Here is a 17,485-nt window from a genome sequence, read left to right on the forward strand (position 1 = left end):
TAAAGATGTAGTTTGCTGGAAATATACCTGATTCCAGCCCATATGGGGGACATTGTTGGTCGGCGGGAGCCGTCTGACCTCACCGGGGATAAGCGAAAGCCCTTTTGTTGTGGGTGCTTCCTGGCTTTTCTCAAACAGAAGCTGTGATCCAAGGCAGATTCCGAGAAAAAACTTTTTTTCTTCTGCCAATGAACGAATTACCGGAACCAATTCTTTCCTTTCCAGTTCTGCCATAGCTTCTCCGAACGATCCAACGCCGGGCAGGATAATCCCCCGGCTGTTTCTGAGTTGTTCAGGATCGCTGGTTATTTCTGGTCTTTCACCAAGCTTTTCGACAGCTTTGGCTACGCTGTGCAAATTGCCGATTCCATAATCGATGATCGCGATCATTGAATTCTCCCCTGTAGATAAAACAGTGATCAGTGATGGGTGATCAGTGACGGGTGAAAACCTTTGCGCGCTTCTTCCCCTCCTTAATTATCCTGTTCGCTGCCATCGGGCACCGATAGGTTGACTACTCTGAAATAACTTTTAGGTTTTTCACTCCACTCCTTTTTGTCGGCTGGCGATCCAATTGGAGGAAGCCTTGAAAAAAGTCAATAGCTAAGGAAGGAAAGGTTATTGTCTTTGTTGAGAGAAACAACCGCCACAATCCGTTCTCCGTCTTTCAGGAAAGAGTTCCCTTGGTTGAAGCGACTTCCTCGTCGCTGGTTCGGCACGCTTCACCCAAGGCACGGCCGGTGGCTTTGAACAAAGCTTCCAAAAGATGGTGAGCGCTCTTCCCCCACCATATTTTGGCGTGGAGCGTGATCCGCGCGTTACTGGTCAGCGATCTTAAAAACTCTTCGGCTAGTTCGGTAGGGAAGCAACCGACCCGTTCTGGAAGATGAGGAGCATCATAGATCAGGTACGCGCGACCGCTAACATCGACGACTGCCTGGGCAAGCGCCTCATCCATCGGGATAAAGCACGAGGCGAAACGCCGGTATGCCGGACCGGAATCGAGTGCCTCGCGGAGGGCTTGGCCAAGAACGATGCCGACGTCTTCAACGGTGTGATGAGCGTCGACTTCCAGATCTCCCAACGCCCGCACTCGCAGGTCCCAGCCGGCGTGAAAGACCATACTTTTCAGAAGGTGAGGAAAGAAAGGTATATCCATATCCAGATCGATCTTTCGAGTGCCATTGAGATTCAACGAAAGATCGATGTCGGTTTCCTGGGTCTTTCTTTGTTTTGTTGAGGTACGGCTCATAGCATCAAACACTCTCCATGAAGTTTTTTGCCAGCATTCAACACTAAAACAGTGATTCGAGTTCGTGACTGGAGAGAATGACGCCTGTCCATTCCCACCCGTTGCGGCCTTCTTCGATTGAAAGATACATTATATCGTATTCCGGGTCGGGCCAGTTTTCAATCTTCAAATGATAGCCGTTTTCTTTTTTTTCCAGTTCACGGAAAACGGGTGTGGTGTACGGAAGATATTCAGCCAGGTACGATTCAATTAATGCGAATTCACCGACCTCAAACTCGCTGTACATGAGTCCGAACCAGAAATCACCGGCTTTTGCCAGGCTTCCGAGCACCGCGAGATCTTTTCCGGAAAACGCCGCTTGCAGTTCATTGGCGAGCGTCTGCAGGTCTTGTCTGGCCCAGGTCGGTTCGCTTTCCAGGTAAATCAGCCGCAGGGCAGCAAAGTTCCGGGCGGGACAATCCGGGAGGATAGCGACGACTTCTCGGTAGATATTTTTTGCCCGATCAACATTGCCGATTTTTTCGTATAGCATCCCTACCTGATTCATAATCCGGTTTCGCTCTTCCTGATGAATGGGTGCTTGCAGCAGATGTTCCAGAACCTGAATGGCCCCAGGGAAATCTTTCTGATTTTTTTCCAGGCTGTAAGCCAAATCCTCATAAACCGAAGAAAGCAGATTATAGGGATCCTTACTTTTCGTCAGGCGGTTCCCGATGAGATCACGGTAAATGTTCTGAGCTCTTTCGTGTTGCCCGCGATTTTCTTCCAGTTTGGCCACCCAGTAAAGATAAAGCGGGGTCATGGTCGAATCGGGAAAGCGATGAATGAAGGTTTCCAGGACCTCAATCGAGCGTGCGGTATCACTTTTTAAACTGTAAAGAGAGTAGAGAATTTCCACCACTTGCGAAAGACGTTCTTCGTCTTTGCTTTCCAAAAGAGGAAGAAGAGTTTCTATAGCCCGCTGGTCTAATCCCTTTTCCAAGAACAATTGCGCCTGGTCGATCGGATCGAGTGCAATGACTGGACCGGCTGAAGCAAGAAAAATTAGTCCAAGGACAAGTGACCGGCAGAAAGCTTTCAACTAATCTATCTCCTTCGACCAGATGGCGACTGACGCGCTCTCGTAATGACTTTTTGATGAGTCAAGAAATACCTCATGAGTATATTGTAAAACATCGGACTATTTTCGGCAAATGAATTCAGAAGACCCTCTCATTCCTTTTGGCCCATACGGCACTTTATCGTTTCCCTTTACTTTTTTAAATAAGGAAGGCGGATGAGGAACATTACCCCATTGGGCTGGTTCTCGGCACTGATTGTTCCGGCATGTCGGGTGGCAATTTTTTGGGCGATGGCCAACCCGAGTCCGAATTCTCCCCGGTAACCGGTTCGATAAACTTCAAAGAGGGATTGGATCATCTCCGGATCGAGCAGGGGGCCATCGTTAGTCACCTTGCAGATGATGTCTTTTTCCGTCGTTTGGAGTTCAATATCAATATGGCTACGGGCATAACGGATCTGGTTGTCGAGGATGTTTTCCAATAGAATGGTCATGGATTCCCGTTCACCGTAAATCGGAAGAGGCGTGGGCGAGATTGACCAGGTCAGTTCTGGACGGAGGAGGCGGAAGCGTTCGATTGAATTATGAATTAGGTTGGCGAGGTCAAAGGGTTCAAGTTGTAAAGGTCGGTCCACCAGAACGTCGAGTTTAGTGAAAAAAAGGAAGTTGCGTACCCGCTTTTCCAGTCCTTCCGCTTCCTGTTGCAGCGTTTCAATGGTTTTTTCTAGGGTATCCTTTGGATAAACTTCGTCGGTGATAGACTGGAGATAACTGCGGATAACCATCACCGGTGTTTTCAACGCGTGGGAAATGTGCTGGAGAACACTTTGTTGAGCTTTTTCCTGTAAAAGAAGTTGGATCCGCATGCTGTCGATGCCCTTGGCCAATCTACCGATTTCGTCCTTTCTCTCGAGTGATACGGGTGTTTGCCAATTTCTACGGGCGATTTCCTTGACATGGTTGTCCAGGAAGATAAGCGGTCGGGTAAGATAACGGGCAAGCTGCAGGGCAGGAATTATACTTCCGGCAAAGACCAGAATCATAATCCACCCCAAGCGACCGAACAGGGTGGCTACCAGATCATCCCGATAAGTATCGAGCATTGAAGAAACCAGCAGTACGGTACGGTCTCTCCAGGAAACCGACCGGATAACATAGAAAATGATATTTCCCTCGACCCGGTATCGGTAGCGGCCGATCAATCCTTCTTGAGCGGCGGCCTGGTTGCGGATCAGGTCAAGAAATTCCGGGGGATATCGCACGTTTGGTATTGTCTGACCATCGGGAAGAAGAAGCACATGGCGGACCATCCGAAAATTGTGATGCATATCCATCCGTTCTCTGAACAACCTCTCGCGCATCATCATTGGTAGTTCACCGGGCTCGAACAGTGCTTGGGAGGCTTCGATGCTGGCGTAAATCTCCTCGGTAAAAAAGGATCTGAAGGTAACCAACATGATGCTGAGCACAATCACGGATATTCCCAATATGAGAGCGGCAAAGACAAACCAGATCTGTAGGGCCAGTGGGTAATTTTTCATTGAGGGTTCAAACGGTACCCGAAAGCGTACAGGGTATCGAGGCGCAATTCAGGCATTTTTTTTCGAAGACGACGGACCAGGTCGTCCACCGCCCGATCGGAACCAAAATAATCGGGTCCCCAGACCGCCTCAAGTATTTGTTCCCGTGATAATGCCTGTCCCGAGTTTTTCGAAAAGAAGAGCAGCAGATCGAATTCCCGAGCTGTCAAATTGATCGGCTTTCCTCCGCTGGTGACCATCCGGGCAGTAAGATGAATCAGGTATGGAGAGAGTTCGACGGGCGGTAACTCTTTTTCTTTGCGGTTGTAAACCCTTTCCAGGAGCTTCCGGATCCGGATGGTCAGCTCCCGGGGAAGAAAGGGTTTGGCCAGGTAGTCATCACTACCCATTTCCAGGCCGGCAATCCGGTCGAGATCGGCATCCCGTGCGGAAATAAAGATGACCGGCACTTCAGGCGACCGGGCTTTGATCAGTTTGATCAAGGCAAAACCGTCGATTTCGGGGAGCATAATATCGAGCACCCAGAGATGGGGAGGTTGGGAGACGGCGGCTTTCGCATCCTCTCCCGTGAAAAAGGACAGCACTTCCCAGCCTTCCCGCTGCAGGTAAGAAGATAGGATGCGATTGAGGTTTCTATCGTCTTCCACCAGGTAAATACGCATTGCTTTCTCCAATCGGAGCGGTTACCGATCGGTAACCGCTCCGACATCCGACATAATACTTATTAATTACTCCGCATCGCTTTGGGCGAGTTTCTCCGCAAGTGAATCGTTTATTGCTAGTTCCAAGGTGAGAATTTCGGACAGAACTCCGGCAATCGCTTCCGAATCTTCTGCGTACAGGGCTTCGCTGAGCTGATACAATATGATTCTTCTGTTCAAAGAGCCATCAGTTAGACCCGGAAGGCAGGGTGATTGCCATTCCTCTTTCATCCGCATACAGAAAGTCTGCAGGCGGTTTTCCAGGTCTCTTCTCAAGTACCGTTGCTCACCGGCGCCCCGGTCCCGGGTCAGCCGTTCCTGGCGGACCTGCTCTCTCCATTCTTGGAATGTGTCAAACATGTTCTTCAGGGTTTCCAAACAATCCTCCCTGGTTAGTTCTTCAAGCATTGTACCTCTTTTGTCCCATGCAGTCTGTAGGTCCGCGCTGAGTTCCGGGGCGTATTTTTCCGAGAGGAGAAGCAGGTAGGTTTCCCAATGGATGGAGATCTCGGAATTAAGGCCGTGACCATCCCCCATCATTCCTCCTGACCGGTTGTATCGGTCTTTATTAAATCGTCCGCGGGATGTAAAGTGCATGGGATAGGCTGTAACAACCACTGTAGCCAGCAGAAATATAACCAGTACCACTATCGAAACGCTCAATGATTTTTTCATTTCAAACACTCCCTTTCTAACCACCGAATTATTGACTCTGGAGTGTATCATAGGGCGTAATATCGTTAAAAATTACTGAGAAATATGGGAAATTGTGTGATTTCGTAAATATTTGATCCTTCAATCAACCGATCGGCTAAGCCCGACTCTTACTTGGAGCAGTCGTGTATTGTACAATAGGGAAAATAGGAGTGGGAATTAAAATTGGGGATGGAATGAAGAGGGTAGGCGATGTACCAATCACTATTCTATTGGCCGAGGAGGAACAACGATGAAAGCACTGGTCTATCACCGGGCCGGAGAGTACGAAATTACCGAGAGGCCGATGCCCCGGCCGGATGAGCTTAGTGTCCTGATGAAAGTCCATAGTTGCGGATTATGTGGAACCGATATCCATGTCCACCAGGGAGATTGGGCAGTAAATTTTCCCCGGATCACCGGTCACGAATTTTCCGGAACCATCGTTGAGGTCGGCAAAGAGGTGACCCACCTCAAAGAGGGCGATCGGGCGGTCGTTGATCCCAATCTGGGTTGTGGAACTTGTGCCTATTGTCGAAACGGCCGCTTTCATCTGTGTAAAAATGCCTTGAGTGTTTCAACGACGATCGACGGGGGCTTTGCTGAATATTGTCGTCTTCCTGGAAATGCCGTTTACCGGGTACCGGATGACCTCGCTTTGGAGCGGGCCGCCTTTGCCGAACCGGTGGCCTGTGCCGTGCATGGAATCGATCGGGCCAGAATCCGGGTGGGGGATCGGGTGGTGATTATCGGAGGCGGACCGATGGGCCTTATCTTGAGCCAGTTAGCCCAAAAGGCGGGGGCGGGCTTGGTCATCGTTATAGAGCCTGTTGCCCTCAGAAGGGAAGCTGCTTTGGACCTTGGAGCGAACCGGACCATCGATCCGGGAGGTCCCGAATGGCGAACGGAAATCATGGACCTGACCAACGGTGGAGGCGATGTGGTTATTGAAAATGTTGGCTTGGCCGGCACGATGCAAGACTCACTCGACCTGGTGAAGAGCGGGGGGACGGTCCTGTGGTTTGGGGTGACCGATCCGAAAATCAGTATTCCGGTACGTCCTTATTTCATATTTCACGAGGAAATTTCCCTCCTTGGTTCATTTGTCAATCCCCACACTCATCAGCGGGCGATCGACTTACTGACCGGGGATCTGGTCCGGGTCACTCCACTGATCACCCACCGGTTTCCGCTCGTGGATTTTGCCCAGGCCCTGGAGACCTATCGCCACCCTTCCCGGATCAAAATTATGGTCCATATGTAAAGCGGTCCAGAAAGCGCCGCTTTTTTGTTTATAGTATCGGTGGAACATTATAATTGGCAAAGAAATACCTCTTGGTCTTGTCGGAAGCGGCGAGAACTGAATCAAAACACCTTTGGGCATGGAAAATGCTTCACTATCAGCCGGTTGAAGGAGGTTCGCGGTGGGCAAAGTTTCTTTGCATTCAATTGTGGATGCCGTCAACGATCTTCCCTCCTTGCCGCAGATTTCGAAGAGGGTTATTGAATTGACCGATGATCCCAATTCGACCGCGTATCACATCAACGCGGTTCTGAGCAAGGATCCGAGCATGACCGCCAAAATATTGAGATTGGCTAATTCGGCTTATTATGGATTTCCCCGTAGAATTCCAACCATTGCTGAAGCGACAATTCTCCTGGGATTTCAGACAATTCGCAGCATGGTTATGGCTGCGTCGGTCAATATGCTCCTGAGTCAGAAAATGGAGGGATACGCTCTTTCCCAGGGCGAATTGTGGAAGCACTCCCAAGCTTCGGCAATTGCCGCCCGACTCATTGCCCGGGAGATCCGCTTTCCCAACCCGGAGCTGGCCTATACCGCCGCTCTTCTCCATGATATAGGGAAGGTGGTTCTCAACAGTTATATGCGGGAGTTATACCATGAGGTACTGGAAAGAGCTGAAACGGACCAGATTCCTTTTCTCGAAGCCGAGGACATCGTCCTGGGCTTCAACCACGCCGTTGTGGGTTCGCGAGTCGCGGAAAAATGGAACCTTCCGGTTGAACTGATAGAGGCGATCGCATTTCACCACCACCCGGATCAGTCCAAGCATAACCACCGCCTGACGGCTCTTGTCCATATATCTGATTTTATCTGCTTGACTATGGGGATCGGTATCGGGGTCGACGGTCTGTTGTACCAGGTCTCCACCAAGGCTCTGGAAAATCTACGGATATCCGAAGATGCTATCCAGATCTATATCTCACGCCTGTCCGATATGTTTTCCGACCAGGATAGTTTCGAATTCTGATCCGCTCTCTCAGGGGACAATTCCGGCTCCGGCACGATTTCTGTCACGTTTTGGTATGAGCGGGCGAAATCTCTTTTTATACCAGAGGTGATAGTATGCTACCAGCAGGGTTGTTTGGCCCATTTACTTTCCCGTTATCATGATTCCCGGGAGGTGATTGGCCAAGTTGTGGCGGCGTCGGGGAATGGGAAGTCGGGATGAAGAAAAAAATGGTGACCCTGTATTTTTACAGAGGAGGCTTCCTCCAGTCGGATAGCCGGGGCGGCGATTCATCCGTCACTACCTTATTTACAGAGAAGAAAACCTGTCGGTGGTGCCCGGCGACAGAGAGGATGAAAAGAGAAAAACATCACTGTCCTATTGACGGGAGGTGTAAACAGTTACTATGAATTATCAGGTGGAAATTAAGAGAACTTGGCGGTTTGCTCTCAACTTTCCGGCGTTGTTTCTGGTGTCCTTGGGTCCTGGCGTGCTTTTTGCCCTTGCCTTTCGAGTGACTTGGGTGGCCCGGCCTTTCTGGGTTAGCCGTTTTCTCCACATGGGAAGCGGGATCTTTTTCCTGCTTACCGGACTGTTTCTCTCCTTTCTCGTTCTTGGATTTTTGACGGTAATCGCTTGGGACTTCAAGTTCCGGGGCGCGGTCGACTGGCGAAGAGGTTTCCAGTTACTAACTCGGAGATTCTCCAACGTCCTTTTAGCTGCCTTGATCCTCAGCCTCCTGGTCGGTTTTTTCTCCATGTGGTTTATATTCACCGGGTTCATTTTCGCTTTTTTACTCATGTTTACCATGCCAGCTCTGGTTATCGACAGTGAGGATCCTTTTGGGGCACTGCGAGTTAGTTTTCAAATGGCTATGGAGAATCTGGGAGAAAATTTCGTTTTCGGTATTATTTCCATCTTTTTTCTGCTGGCCGGTTATCTGCTCATGTGGGCTTTTGGGTTTGCTCCCTTTGTAGGTTTTTTTATGCAAATTATCACCGCTGCCGGACTGCTGACTTTTCTTTCCCTCCTGCTTGGGAGGTATTACCTTTCCCTAACCCGGTATTGAGGGATATGGACAACTCCTCTTGGAGACGCCTGGAGAAATTCTGATCCGCCTCCAGTCGGGGACCGCTCAGAATTCCATAGGTCGGATAAGGGCGGGATCTTCGTCGAGACCAAAGATCATCCCGTCCCGTGCCGCGATAATGTTGGTCCCGGTCCGCTCGGTCATCTCCCGGGCGATGACCCAGGGTTTTCCCCGCAGAACGGTCATGCCGAAGTGGGTAAGGATGGCTGTTTCAGGGCGGATTGCCCGGATCAGCACTTCAGCGTCGGGAACGCATAGATGTTGCAGGTTGGGATAGAACTCCCGCTTGAGTCGCACAGTATTGATGATTAAGACGCGGCTCCCGCGGTAGGCTTCAATCAGGCGCTCATCGAATAGGGAATCGGTGATCAATGAAACCGTTCCACCAGGTAGCTGGAAGGAAAAACCGAATGTTGTTACTGAGTGCGTATGTTTCACCGGGGTGGTGAACACAATACCATTGATTTGATAGATCCCTCCCTCCTTGAGGATGTTGACCTCTTCGACGGTTTCCCGGAGATAGCTCTGCAATACCGGTTCTCCGGTTAAAGCGTCTTCCGGAAGATACACCCTGCCGCGTTTGCGGGTTGTTCCTGCGGTCATCGCCTCAACAATGATGTTGAGGTCGTTGGCGTGATCCAAGTGGCGGTGTGAGAGCAACACAGCATCGAGGGTTGTAGGATCGAGGCGGGGCCGGCTGGAAAGGGCCTTCACTAATGCTCCCGGTCCGGGGTCGATATGAAAGGCAGCCGGGCCGCACTTGAGCCAGATGCCTCCTGAGGTCCGCAACTGAAGAGAGACCACGATTCTTGCTCCTGCTGTACCGAGAAATTTCAGGTAACAGTTCACGGGGGGTATTCTATCACAGCTTTATCCTCAACGGAAAAAGGGAGCCAAGAGGGACAATCACCGATATATTTTGTTGGGACTGGATTGATGTATTGCAAGCCGACTGCAATTCTATTGAGAGGAAAGGATGGTGAGGGTCAGATTTCGGGAAAGATCGATTTCGCTAACCGGCACCCGTTCTCCTTCCTCGCTTTTGTTCACAATCCTGACGAGCGGACGAAAGAGGACATGATGATTGATCCCCACAACCCGGGCACGCTCTCCGCTGGACAAGAGCACCTCGTCTCCGATTTGGAAAGGGGAGAGGTGGTGGATAAAGGTCCTCACCGCTTTTTCGTCCAGCGTGTAACCGGCGTTGCCCATCAGATATTCCAGAGCTTCCGGCACCGGTATGGCCTGACGATAGGGACGGTTTGAGGTGAGAGCATCGAAGATATCGGCGACAGAGACGATAGCAGCCAGAGGGGCAATCCCTCGGTACTTGACCCCCAAGGGGTATCCGGTTCCATTCTTCTTTTCGTGGTGTTGAAAAACCACCTGTTTTACCCCTTCGGACAGATCCGTTTTTTCATCGAGTAATTTTTTGGCGAACAGAGGATGTAGCTTTATTGTTTGAAATTCTCGATCGGTGAGCCGGTCCGATTTGGCCAGAATTTCCAAAGGGATTTTCAATTTACCAAGATCGTGAAACATTGCACCAAGACCCAAAGTTACCATCTCATCTTCCGATAGATCAAGGTATCGACCGATGAGCAGAGCGATGATGGCAACATTAAGGGAGTGGGTAAAGGTAAGGTCATCATGTTTTTTCAACTGGGCGATGGGAACGACTAGTTCATGATGGTTCATGATTTCCCTGATGATTTCCCATACACTGTCTTTGACTGGTTTGAGAGATACCGGCTTGTCCTGAACAAGCCGATTCATAGTTTCTTCCAGGTTATGGAGGGTGACTTCCTTTAACGCTTGGGATACATCCTGACGAGCGATCTGCTCTTGTCCGTTTTCGACAATTTCAGCAACGACATGATACACTCCGCGGTTTTCGAGAAAACGAAGAAACGGCTCGGTCAAGACCTGACCGGCGAAAAGCATAACCCGATCTGCTTCATCGAGCAAGGTATAAGGGATTGGTTCATTGATGCGGAGTTTTTGTACCGGAATTTTGAATTTCTTGATTCTTTCTATCAATCGGCACCAGCCCCGGTCTTCCAATAATGTAATATGTCTCTTCTGTATAAATTTCGTTGCCGAGTATGCCTCTCGTGTGGGCAAGAGCGCGAAAACAAACTTCATAATAAATTATAGGCCACATATCAACATCTCCAAGTCACAGAGGTGTCAACACCTCTAAGTCGGTTATGATAGTCAAAAACGATTAAGAGAACCCATTCCATGGTGAAAAAAACCACCACAGAAAAGAGACGCCGGAAGACGGTAGAGGCAGTCCGCTCCGGTATATCTACAGGGAATAAAAGAACTGACCCCATTATACCTGCGGTGCTTCTGGTATACTTATACCGATCCTTTTCTTCGGAGAAGTTCCCGTTTTTTCGGTTTTAACCCAATAGGAAAACTAAGATGGAAAAAATACGCTGGTATTGCAAAGTTTGGGAGCCCGAAAAGCCAACAAAGCCAATTACGGATGATCCACGCATACAACCATGATTCCACTGCAATAAGTAATTCTGCTGCAAAAGAATGAAGGAAACCTGGGCCTGAGCTGCCTGAATCAGCCGCCGAAACCACCGCATTTTCGAAGTAAATATGCCAAGGACGGCCTTTTCAGCAGCACTGTAACCAGACGTGGTCTGATGCGTGCGAGAAAATGCCAGATGAGGCGTTGCTGATGGCAACGGGGCCTCGCTGAAATGAGTTTTTGCAGCAAAATCAGTATTGTTTTTCGAGTGGAGGAACAACATATCCGTGGAACGGATTATGCATAAACTGGAAAGAGTCTTCGAACACCACGGGTTCATCCCGATGCCCGAGCTCTGATCGAAGAGAAGGGGCTGGTCCGGATCAGTGCCCGGGGAGAGATTGATAGAGCATACGGAGAATGCCGCCCTTTTCCTCTCTTCCTTCTTTATTCGTTCAATTGAACATGCTATATTTGGTAGCGTCTTGGATCGAAAAAGGAGGCCCGGGAAAAGCCGAATTGGCGGTGCCGGTAAAAATTGGCTGATAATGTTGTAAAACCGGGAACATTGATGGCAGCCATCCCCCTATTGTCCTATTAATTTATCGCGACTTGGAGAAGGAGTGTAGCCTGGTGATAGCGGACAAGAAAAACGATGAACAACGTAATTACCGGATGACCGGCAAAGACTGGCTGTTGGTCTTTGTTCTGCTCGCGGTGTATATTCCCCTATCTTTATTCAACCTGGGATCCCGGGAGGTCCCGGAGACTTTCTGGAAGCCAATGCAGTCCGGCGATAGCTTCATAATTGATTTCGGACAGGACTACGACATTTCCCGGATCGCCTTTTACCCGGGCATCGGGAATGGTGAGTACTACTTGGATTTTTATACGGAGGAGTGGCGGCCGACCGGCGAGATCGTCCTCAGCCAGGAAACCGTTTATTTCTGGCATTTTCCCGATGCCGACAATACCGGCCGCTACGCCCGTTTAATCGCATTGCGTCCCGGGGGGATGCTCAACGAACTGGCTTTTTTCTCGGAAGATTCGCTTGAACCTTTGCCCATCGTGGCAGTCTTCGATGAGAAAATCGCTCCGGAAAGCCAGGGATCTCCGAAGGACCTTTTCGACGAACAGGCGACGATCCCGGAACGGCCCTCCTTCATGACCGGCATGTATTTTGACGAAATTTATTTTGCCCGGACCGCCTTCGAACACCTCAACCGGCTGGTGCCCTTTGATACGGCGCAGCCCCCCCTGGCCAAGATCCTCATCGGGTTGGGAATTCTCCTGTTTGGGATGAATCCCTTTGGATGGCGGATTGTCGCTGCTGTCATCGGCATGGGGATGATCCCGGTGGTCTACCTCTTCGGTAAAAGGCTCTTTGGGAAAACGGAATATGCTTTTTTGGCCGCGTTTTTCCTGACCTTCGATTTCATGCATTTTGCCCATACCCGCTTTGCCACCCTGGAAGGCTTTATGGTTTTTTTTATCATTCTCATGTATTTCTTCATGTACGAGTTCATCAGCCGGGATTTTTACACCTCGAACCTTCGTTCTCTCATCACTCCCCTCTTTTTTTCCGGGTTGTTCTACGGGATGGCTTCTGCCTCCAAGCTTAATGGGATCTTTGCCGGAATTGGGTTGGCGGTCATCTTTTTTTGGGCGCTTTGGAAGAACGAAAGAGTATATAATGCCGCCCGGAAGGAACAAAAAGAAATTACGGAAGGAGACCAAACCGCCGAAACGACCCGCCGGGAACGCATCGTTTCTCGTTATCCGGTCAACCGGAACCGGATTCTGTCCTGGTGTGTGGTCTTTTTCATCCTGGTTCCCCTCGGCGTATATTTCCTCTCCTATATCCCGGTCATGCTGATACCGGACCACGGATTTGCCGATGTCATTCGGTACCAGACTCACATGTACCGCTACCACCGCTTTCTCCAGGCTACCCATCCCTTTGCCTCACCATGGTACGAATGGCCGATCATGGCCCGGCCGATCTGGATGTACCAGGGGAAGGAACTGGCCGACGGTCTGATTTCCAGCATCGTCTCCTTCGGTAATCCGGCAGTCTGGTGGGGCGGCTTCCTGACCTTCTTTTATGTCCTTTGGTGCACCGTCAAAGGCAAGGACCGTCAGATGACCTTCGTTCTCCTGGCCTTGGCTTCCCAGTTTATTCCCTGGATGCTGGTACCCCGGCTTACCTTTATTTACCATTATTTCGCCAGTGTTCCCTTCCTCATTTTCGGACTGGTCTTTACCCTGGGGAAGATCGAAGAGCGCTGGCGCGGGGGGCGGTCTCTGGTGATCCTGTTCGGTGCGCTCACCGTTGGGCTTTTCGCCCTGTTCTACCCCATCCTCTCCGGGATGATCGTGGAACGCTCCTACGTGGCCACCTATCTGCGCTGGCTTCCCAGCTGGTTTTTTTATTAGGGCAAAGGATTCAATGAGGTTCAGAGAAGGTTAAAACAATTTGGGAATGATAAGGAAAAAAGCCAGTAATCAGAAGTCAGGGGGAGGGCTGGATTCAACCTGTCGGTAGACCGACGGGTCCAACCCGGTAAACAGAAATACAAGCTATTAGGGGCGGTAGGTCAAGCACCCGAATAAAGACCGTATTGGCCCTTCCTAAAAGCCTGAACTGCTAAACTGCTATAGCCTGTGTTTACAGAGGAGGGAACAGTTTGGCCGATTCAATCGTGTATTCAGTGGTCGTTCCCGTGTATAACGAAGAAGCGGTGATCGAAGAAACCCACCGTCGGCTCCGGAAGGTAATGGCCCAGACCGGGGAGTCCTATGAGTTGATATTCGTCGATGACGGGAGTAGTGACCGCTCCCGGGAGATCATTGCCGGTTTGTGCCGCCAACACTCCGATACCCGACTCATCGGATTTTCCCGGAATTTCGGACACGAAGCGGCGACCACAGCAGGTCTCGATCATGCCCGGGGAAAAGCGGTGGTGATCATCGACGCGGACCTGCAGGATCCTCCGGAAGTGATCCTTCTGATGATTGAACGGTGGCGCTTGGGATACCAGGTGGTCTATGGGAAAAGGTGGGAACGCAAGGGAGAAAGCTTTTTCAAGAGGATGACCGCCAGCCTCTTTTACCGATTGCTCAATAGATTGACGAGCATTACCATTCCCATGGATACTGGAGATTTCCGCCTGATCGACGAGCGGGTGTGCCGGGCGATGCGGAAATTGCGGGAGAAAAGCCGGTTCATACGGGGTTTGGTCAGCTGGATCGGATTTCGCACCACCGCCGTGGAGTACGTCCGGGATAAACGTTGGGCCGGGGATACGAAATACTCTTTCGGAAAACTTTTAGCTCTGGCTTGGGACGCAGTAGCCGCCTTTTCCAACAAACCCCTGAAACTGGCCACTTATGTCGGTTTTTGCCTGTCACTGATGAGTTTTATTTATTTGATCATAGTCGTTATCCGGCGGGTTGGGGATCCGGGGGCCGTCCCCGGTTGGGCTTCGATCGTGGTCATCAACCTCTTCTTTAACGGAGTGATTCTGATCATTTTGGGGATCATCGGGGAGTACCTGGGCCGGATCTACGAAGAGACCAAAAACCGACCATTGTACATCGTCGATGTAACCGAAGGGATACACCATGAACAACCCGCTCAAGAAACTTCTTTGTAAATACCGCTCCGATCTCTGGCAGGTCAGCAAGTTTGGGATCGTTGGAGTCCTCAATACCGGTGTTGATTTCGGTCTCTTTTCCCTCCTTTACCTTGCTGGGGGGTTGCACTATTTGCTTGCCCAAGTGCTCTCCTATGGGACGGCGACCTGTAACAGTTATATGTGGAACCGCTATTGGACATTCCAGACTCGACACCGTCCCCAGATGAGTGAGTTCATGAAATTTATTTTCGTCAACATTCTCTCCCTGGGGGTTTCTCTTCTGATTTTGACTCTCCTGCACGAGCAATTGGGGCTGGGTACCATTCTCAGCAAGGTGATCGCTACGTTTTTTGCCATGCTGGTGAACTATTCCGGAAACCGGTTATGGGTTTTTCGGAAGAGATTGATTGAGGAAACAGGATCGTTGCCCCGCTGACTGCCCGGCACCTGGGCCGATTCTTCCACTACGGGTCGATATCAGTCACAAAACGCTTTTTGATCAATCCAAACCGTCAATCGAGTTTGCGATATACTCAGGAGAAGGGACAGGGCGTGATTATGCTTGGGAACAAGAGTTACAATGAACGAGGATGTCTGACGATCGCCGGGTGCGACCTGGCGACTCTGGGACAGGAGTTGGGAACACCTCTTTATATCATCGACGAGGACTGGCTTCGTCAAACCATGCGGGAGTACCGTAGCGCTTTTGCGAGATTCTATCCGGACTCGACGATCGCCTATGCCGGCAAGGCTTTTCTCACATCAGCCCTCTGCCGGATTTTATTGGAGGAGGGCCTATGGCTGGACACCGTATCGGGCGGAGAATTTTATCTGGCCATGCAAAGCGGTTTTTCCACCTCCCGTATCCTGTTTCACGGAAACAACAAACAGGAACAGGAGATCGATATTGTCTTCAATGAGGGGATTGGCCGCTGGGTGGTGGACAGCGAGCAGGAGCTGGACATGCTTTTGAACGAAGCCCCCCGATCCCGGAAGGGGAAACTGCCGCTTTTTTTCCGGATCACTCCGGGGATCGACCCGCATACCCATGAGTTTATCACCACTGGCCGGGTGGACAGCAAATTTGGTTTACCCCTGGTGGAGGGCATTGCACACCGGGTTATCGAGCGATCCCTGCAAAGCGGTCTGTTCGAGATCAAGGGCCTGCACTGCCATATCGGTTCCCAAGTCGCTTCATTGGATCCATTTTTGAAGACGGTCGATGCGATGGTTGAATTTATGGTTGCATTCCGTCAGGCAACCGGTTATATTTTTGCCGAACTTGATGTGGGCGGAGGACTGGGTGTTCCGTACCTGGATGAGGAAGAAGGGCGTTTCCCCACCATTGAAGAGTATGCGCAGGCGGTTTCTGTCCGCTTGCGGGAACGATGCCGGAAAGCTGGGTATCCTCTGCCCCATCTGTTTGTCGAACCGGGTCGGTCCATCGTCAACATCGCCGGAAGCACCCTGTACCGGGTGGGAACTGTCAAACGGATTCCCGGGGTTAAAACCTACGTAGCGGTGGATGGAGGCATGACCGACAATCCCAGGCCAATCCTGTACGGTGCCCGCTACCAGGCTCAGATTGTCAACCGCTTTCCCGGTGACGGCGCGCGCGAGTCTTTCTCGATTGTGGGGAAGTGCTGTGAATCGGGTGATGTGATTATTCCCGAAACGGTGATGGCCCCGATCGAACCGGGAGACTATTTGCTGGTTGAAGGGACCGGTGCGTATAATTATTCGATGGCGTCGAATTATAATTACCTACCTCGCCCAGGGGTTGTCTTCCTGAGCGGGGGAGTAGCCAGACTCGTCGTCCGTCCGGAGAATTGGTATGATCTTATCCGCCGGGATATCACCCCGGAAGAGTTACAGGTCGGTGAACAGACCGCAACGGAATAAACCGCACGCCAGCCCTGCGTTGATTCGGTTGGCGGGCAAGCGGAAAGGTGATGGGTATGGGAAATATACGGGTCTGTGTGGTCGGCGCAGCAGGTAAGATGGGGCAAGAAGTTATCCGCACTGTATGCCGTAAGTCAGGTATGGAGCTGGCCGGAGCAATCGATGTGGCTGCTGTCGGCCAGGATGCCGGTCTGGTGGCCGGAATCGATCGATTGGGTGTAATGATAAAAGGAGAGGCAGAGGAGGCCTTGATGCAAGACAGGTATGATGTCGTGGTTGATTTTACCCAGGCAGAAGCTCTGCGTCAAAACTTGCCTCACTATCTCGAGCATAAGGTATCCCTGGTGATTGGAACCACTGGATTGGCCAAAGATGAAATCAGTGGTTTCGCCGAGAAGACAAAAAAAGCAGGAATCGGCTGTTTGTTTGCCCCCAATTTCGCAATCGGAGCAGTTCTGATGATGCAGTTTGCCCGGATAGCCGCCCGGTACATGGACCGGGCTGAAATTATTGAATTTCACCATCCCCAGAAAAAAGACGCACCCTCCGGGACAGCGATTAAAACCGCTGAAGGCATCCGAGAAGAACGGGATATCATCTTCGAAGACCACAGTACGGAAATGGTGAAAGGATCCCGGGGAGGAGTGGTTGGTTCGGTGAACATCCACAGTGTCCGTTTGCCCGGTTATATTGCTCACCAGGAAGTGATTTTCGGAGGAGAGGGTCAGACACTCACCATCCGGCACGACTCGTTAAGCCGCATTTCCTTTATGCCCGGGGTGGTGTTGGCCGTCCGTCACGTGGCCGCCCATCAGGGCTTTTTTTATGGCCTGGAGTCGATCCTGGATCTGTAAAGGATACTCTTGGG

16 protein-coding genes are annotated in these 17,485 nt (G+C 50.8%); 8 read left to right on the plus strand and 8 right to left on the minus strand.

Translation table 11 applies throughout. The features are described 5' to 3' along the window. From hisH to VLH40_07195, 6 genes are all read right to left on the minus strand, one after another. The coding region (hisH, locus tag VLH40_07170) for an imidazole glycerol phosphate synthase subunit HisH (protein HSV31784.1) at nucleotides 1-390 on the minus strand (390 nt) is incomplete at its 3' end. Between the two features lie 277 nt (nucleotides 391-667). Then, nucleotides 668-1,264 (minus strand): imidazoleglycerol-phosphate dehydratase HisB, encoded by a 597-nt coding sequence (gene hisB, locus VLH40_07175; protein HSV31785.1) that lies wholly within the window; start codon nucleotides 1,262-1,264, stop codon nucleotides 668-670. Nucleotides 1,265-1,295: 31 nt separating this feature from the next. Then, complete coding sequence (locus VLH40_07180; protein HSV31786.1) at nucleotides 1,296-2,333, minus strand: hypothetical protein; 1,038 nt, start codon at nucleotides 2,331-2,333, stop codon at nucleotides 1,296-1,298. Between the two features lie 170 nt (nucleotides 2,334-2,503). Continuing rightward, complete coding sequence (locus VLH40_07185; GenBank protein HSV31787.1) at nucleotides 2,504-3,853, minus strand: HAMP domain-containing sensor histidine kinase; 1,350 nt, start codon at nucleotides 3,851-3,853, stop codon at nucleotides 2,504-2,506. Beyond that, nucleotides 3,850-4,515 carry a response regulator transcription factor gene (locus VLH40_07190; protein HSV31788.1) on the minus strand — a complete coding sequence of 222 codons (666 nt, stop codon included), beginning with the start codon at nucleotides 4,513-4,515 and terminating at the stop codon, nucleotides 3,850-3,852. The genes VLH40_07185 and VLH40_07190 overlap by 4 nt, the downstream gene beginning before the upstream one ends. Nucleotides 4,516-4,581: 66 nt before the next feature. Continuing rightward, entirely contained in the window at nucleotides 4,582-5,229 is a 648-nt protein-coding gene (locus VLH40_07195; GenBank protein ID HSV31789.1) for a hypothetical protein, read from the minus strand. Between the two features lie 271 nt (nucleotides 5,230-5,500). Between VLH40_07195 and VLH40_07200 the strand changes: the two genes are divergently transcribed. From VLH40_07200 to VLH40_07210, 3 genes are all read left to right on the plus strand, one after another. Beyond that, nucleotides 5,501-6,511, plus strand: coding sequence for a zinc-dependent alcohol dehydrogenase family protein (locus VLH40_07200; GenBank protein ID HSV31790.1), 1,011 nt, complete (start codon nucleotides 5,501-5,503; stop codon nucleotides 6,509-6,511). 160 nt (nucleotides 6,512-6,671) lie between these two features. After that, the gene (locus VLH40_07205; GenBank protein HSV31791.1) at nucleotides 6,672-7,520 is read left to right on the plus strand and encodes an HDOD domain-containing protein; all 849 of its coding nucleotides are present in this window, start codon (nucleotides 6,672-6,674) and stop codon (nucleotides 7,518-7,520) included. Between the two features lie 385 nt (nucleotides 7,521-7,905). After that, entirely contained in the window at nucleotides 7,906-8,568 is a 663-nt protein-coding gene (locus VLH40_07210) for a hypothetical protein (GenBank protein ID HSV31792.1), read from the plus strand. A 66-nt stretch (nucleotides 8,569-8,634) separates the two neighbouring features. On the opposite strand, the gene VLH40_07215 is transcribed toward VLH40_07210, so the two are convergent. Together VLH40_07215 and VLH40_07220 are read right to left on the minus strand one after the other, a co-directional pair. Continuing rightward, a complete protein-coding gene (locus VLH40_07215; protein HSV31793.1) occupies nucleotides 8,635-9,393 on the minus strand; it encodes an MBL fold metallo-hydrolase in 759 nt (252 codons plus the stop codon). A 156-nt stretch (nucleotides 9,394-9,549) separates the two neighbouring features. Beyond that, the gene (locus tag VLH40_07220; GenBank protein ID HSV31794.1) at nucleotides 9,550-10,629 is read right to left on the minus strand and encodes an HD-GYP domain-containing protein; all 1,080 of its coding nucleotides are present in this window, start codon (nucleotides 10,627-10,629) and stop codon (nucleotides 9,550-9,552) included. A gap of 1,081 nt (nucleotides 10,630-11,710) precedes the next feature. Between VLH40_07220 and VLH40_07225 the strand changes: the two genes are divergently transcribed. The 5 genes from VLH40_07225 to dapB all read left to right on the plus strand — a co-directional run bounded on the left by VLH40_07225 (nucleotide 11,711) and on the right by dapB (nucleotide 17,471). Beyond that, nucleotides 11,711-13,513, plus strand: a complete 1,803-nt coding sequence (locus VLH40_07225; protein HSV31795.1) for a phospholipid carrier-dependent glycosyltransferase — start codon at nucleotides 11,711-11,713, stop codon at nucleotides 13,511-13,513. A gap of 251 nt (nucleotides 13,514-13,764) precedes the next feature. Next, nucleotides 13,765-14,733 carry a glycosyltransferase family 2 protein gene (locus tag VLH40_07230; protein ID HSV31796.1) on the plus strand — a complete coding sequence of 323 codons (969 nt, stop codon included), beginning with the start codon at nucleotides 13,765-13,767 and terminating at the stop codon, nucleotides 14,731-14,733. Further along, on the plus strand, nucleotides 14,702-15,151 hold the full coding sequence (locus tag VLH40_07235) for a GtrA family protein (GenBank protein HSV31797.1): 450 nt from the start codon (nucleotides 14,702-14,704) through the stop codon (nucleotides 15,149-15,151). The genes VLH40_07230 and VLH40_07235 overlap by 32 nt, the downstream gene beginning before the upstream one ends. Before the next feature lie 122 nt (nucleotides 15,152-15,273). Beyond that, nucleotides 15,274-16,617: a diaminopimelate decarboxylase gene (gene lysA, locus VLH40_07240; protein HSV31798.1), complete on the plus strand. Its 1,344-nt coding sequence runs from the start codon at nucleotides 15,274-15,276 to the stop codon at nucleotides 16,615-16,617. Between the two features lie 56 nt (nucleotides 16,618-16,673). After that, complete coding sequence (gene dapB / locus VLH40_07245; GenBank protein ID HSV31799.1) at nucleotides 16,674-17,471, plus strand: 4-hydroxy-tetrahydrodipicolinate reductase; 798 nt, start codon at nucleotides 16,674-16,676, stop codon at nucleotides 17,469-17,471. Nucleotides 17,472-17,485 lie beyond the last annotated feature (14 nt).

The organism is Atribacteraceae bacterium (genome assembly GCA_035477455.1).
In the GTDB taxonomy this organism is placed as follows: domain Bacteria; phylum Atribacterota; class Atribacteria; order Atribacterales; family Atribacteraceae; genus DATIKP01.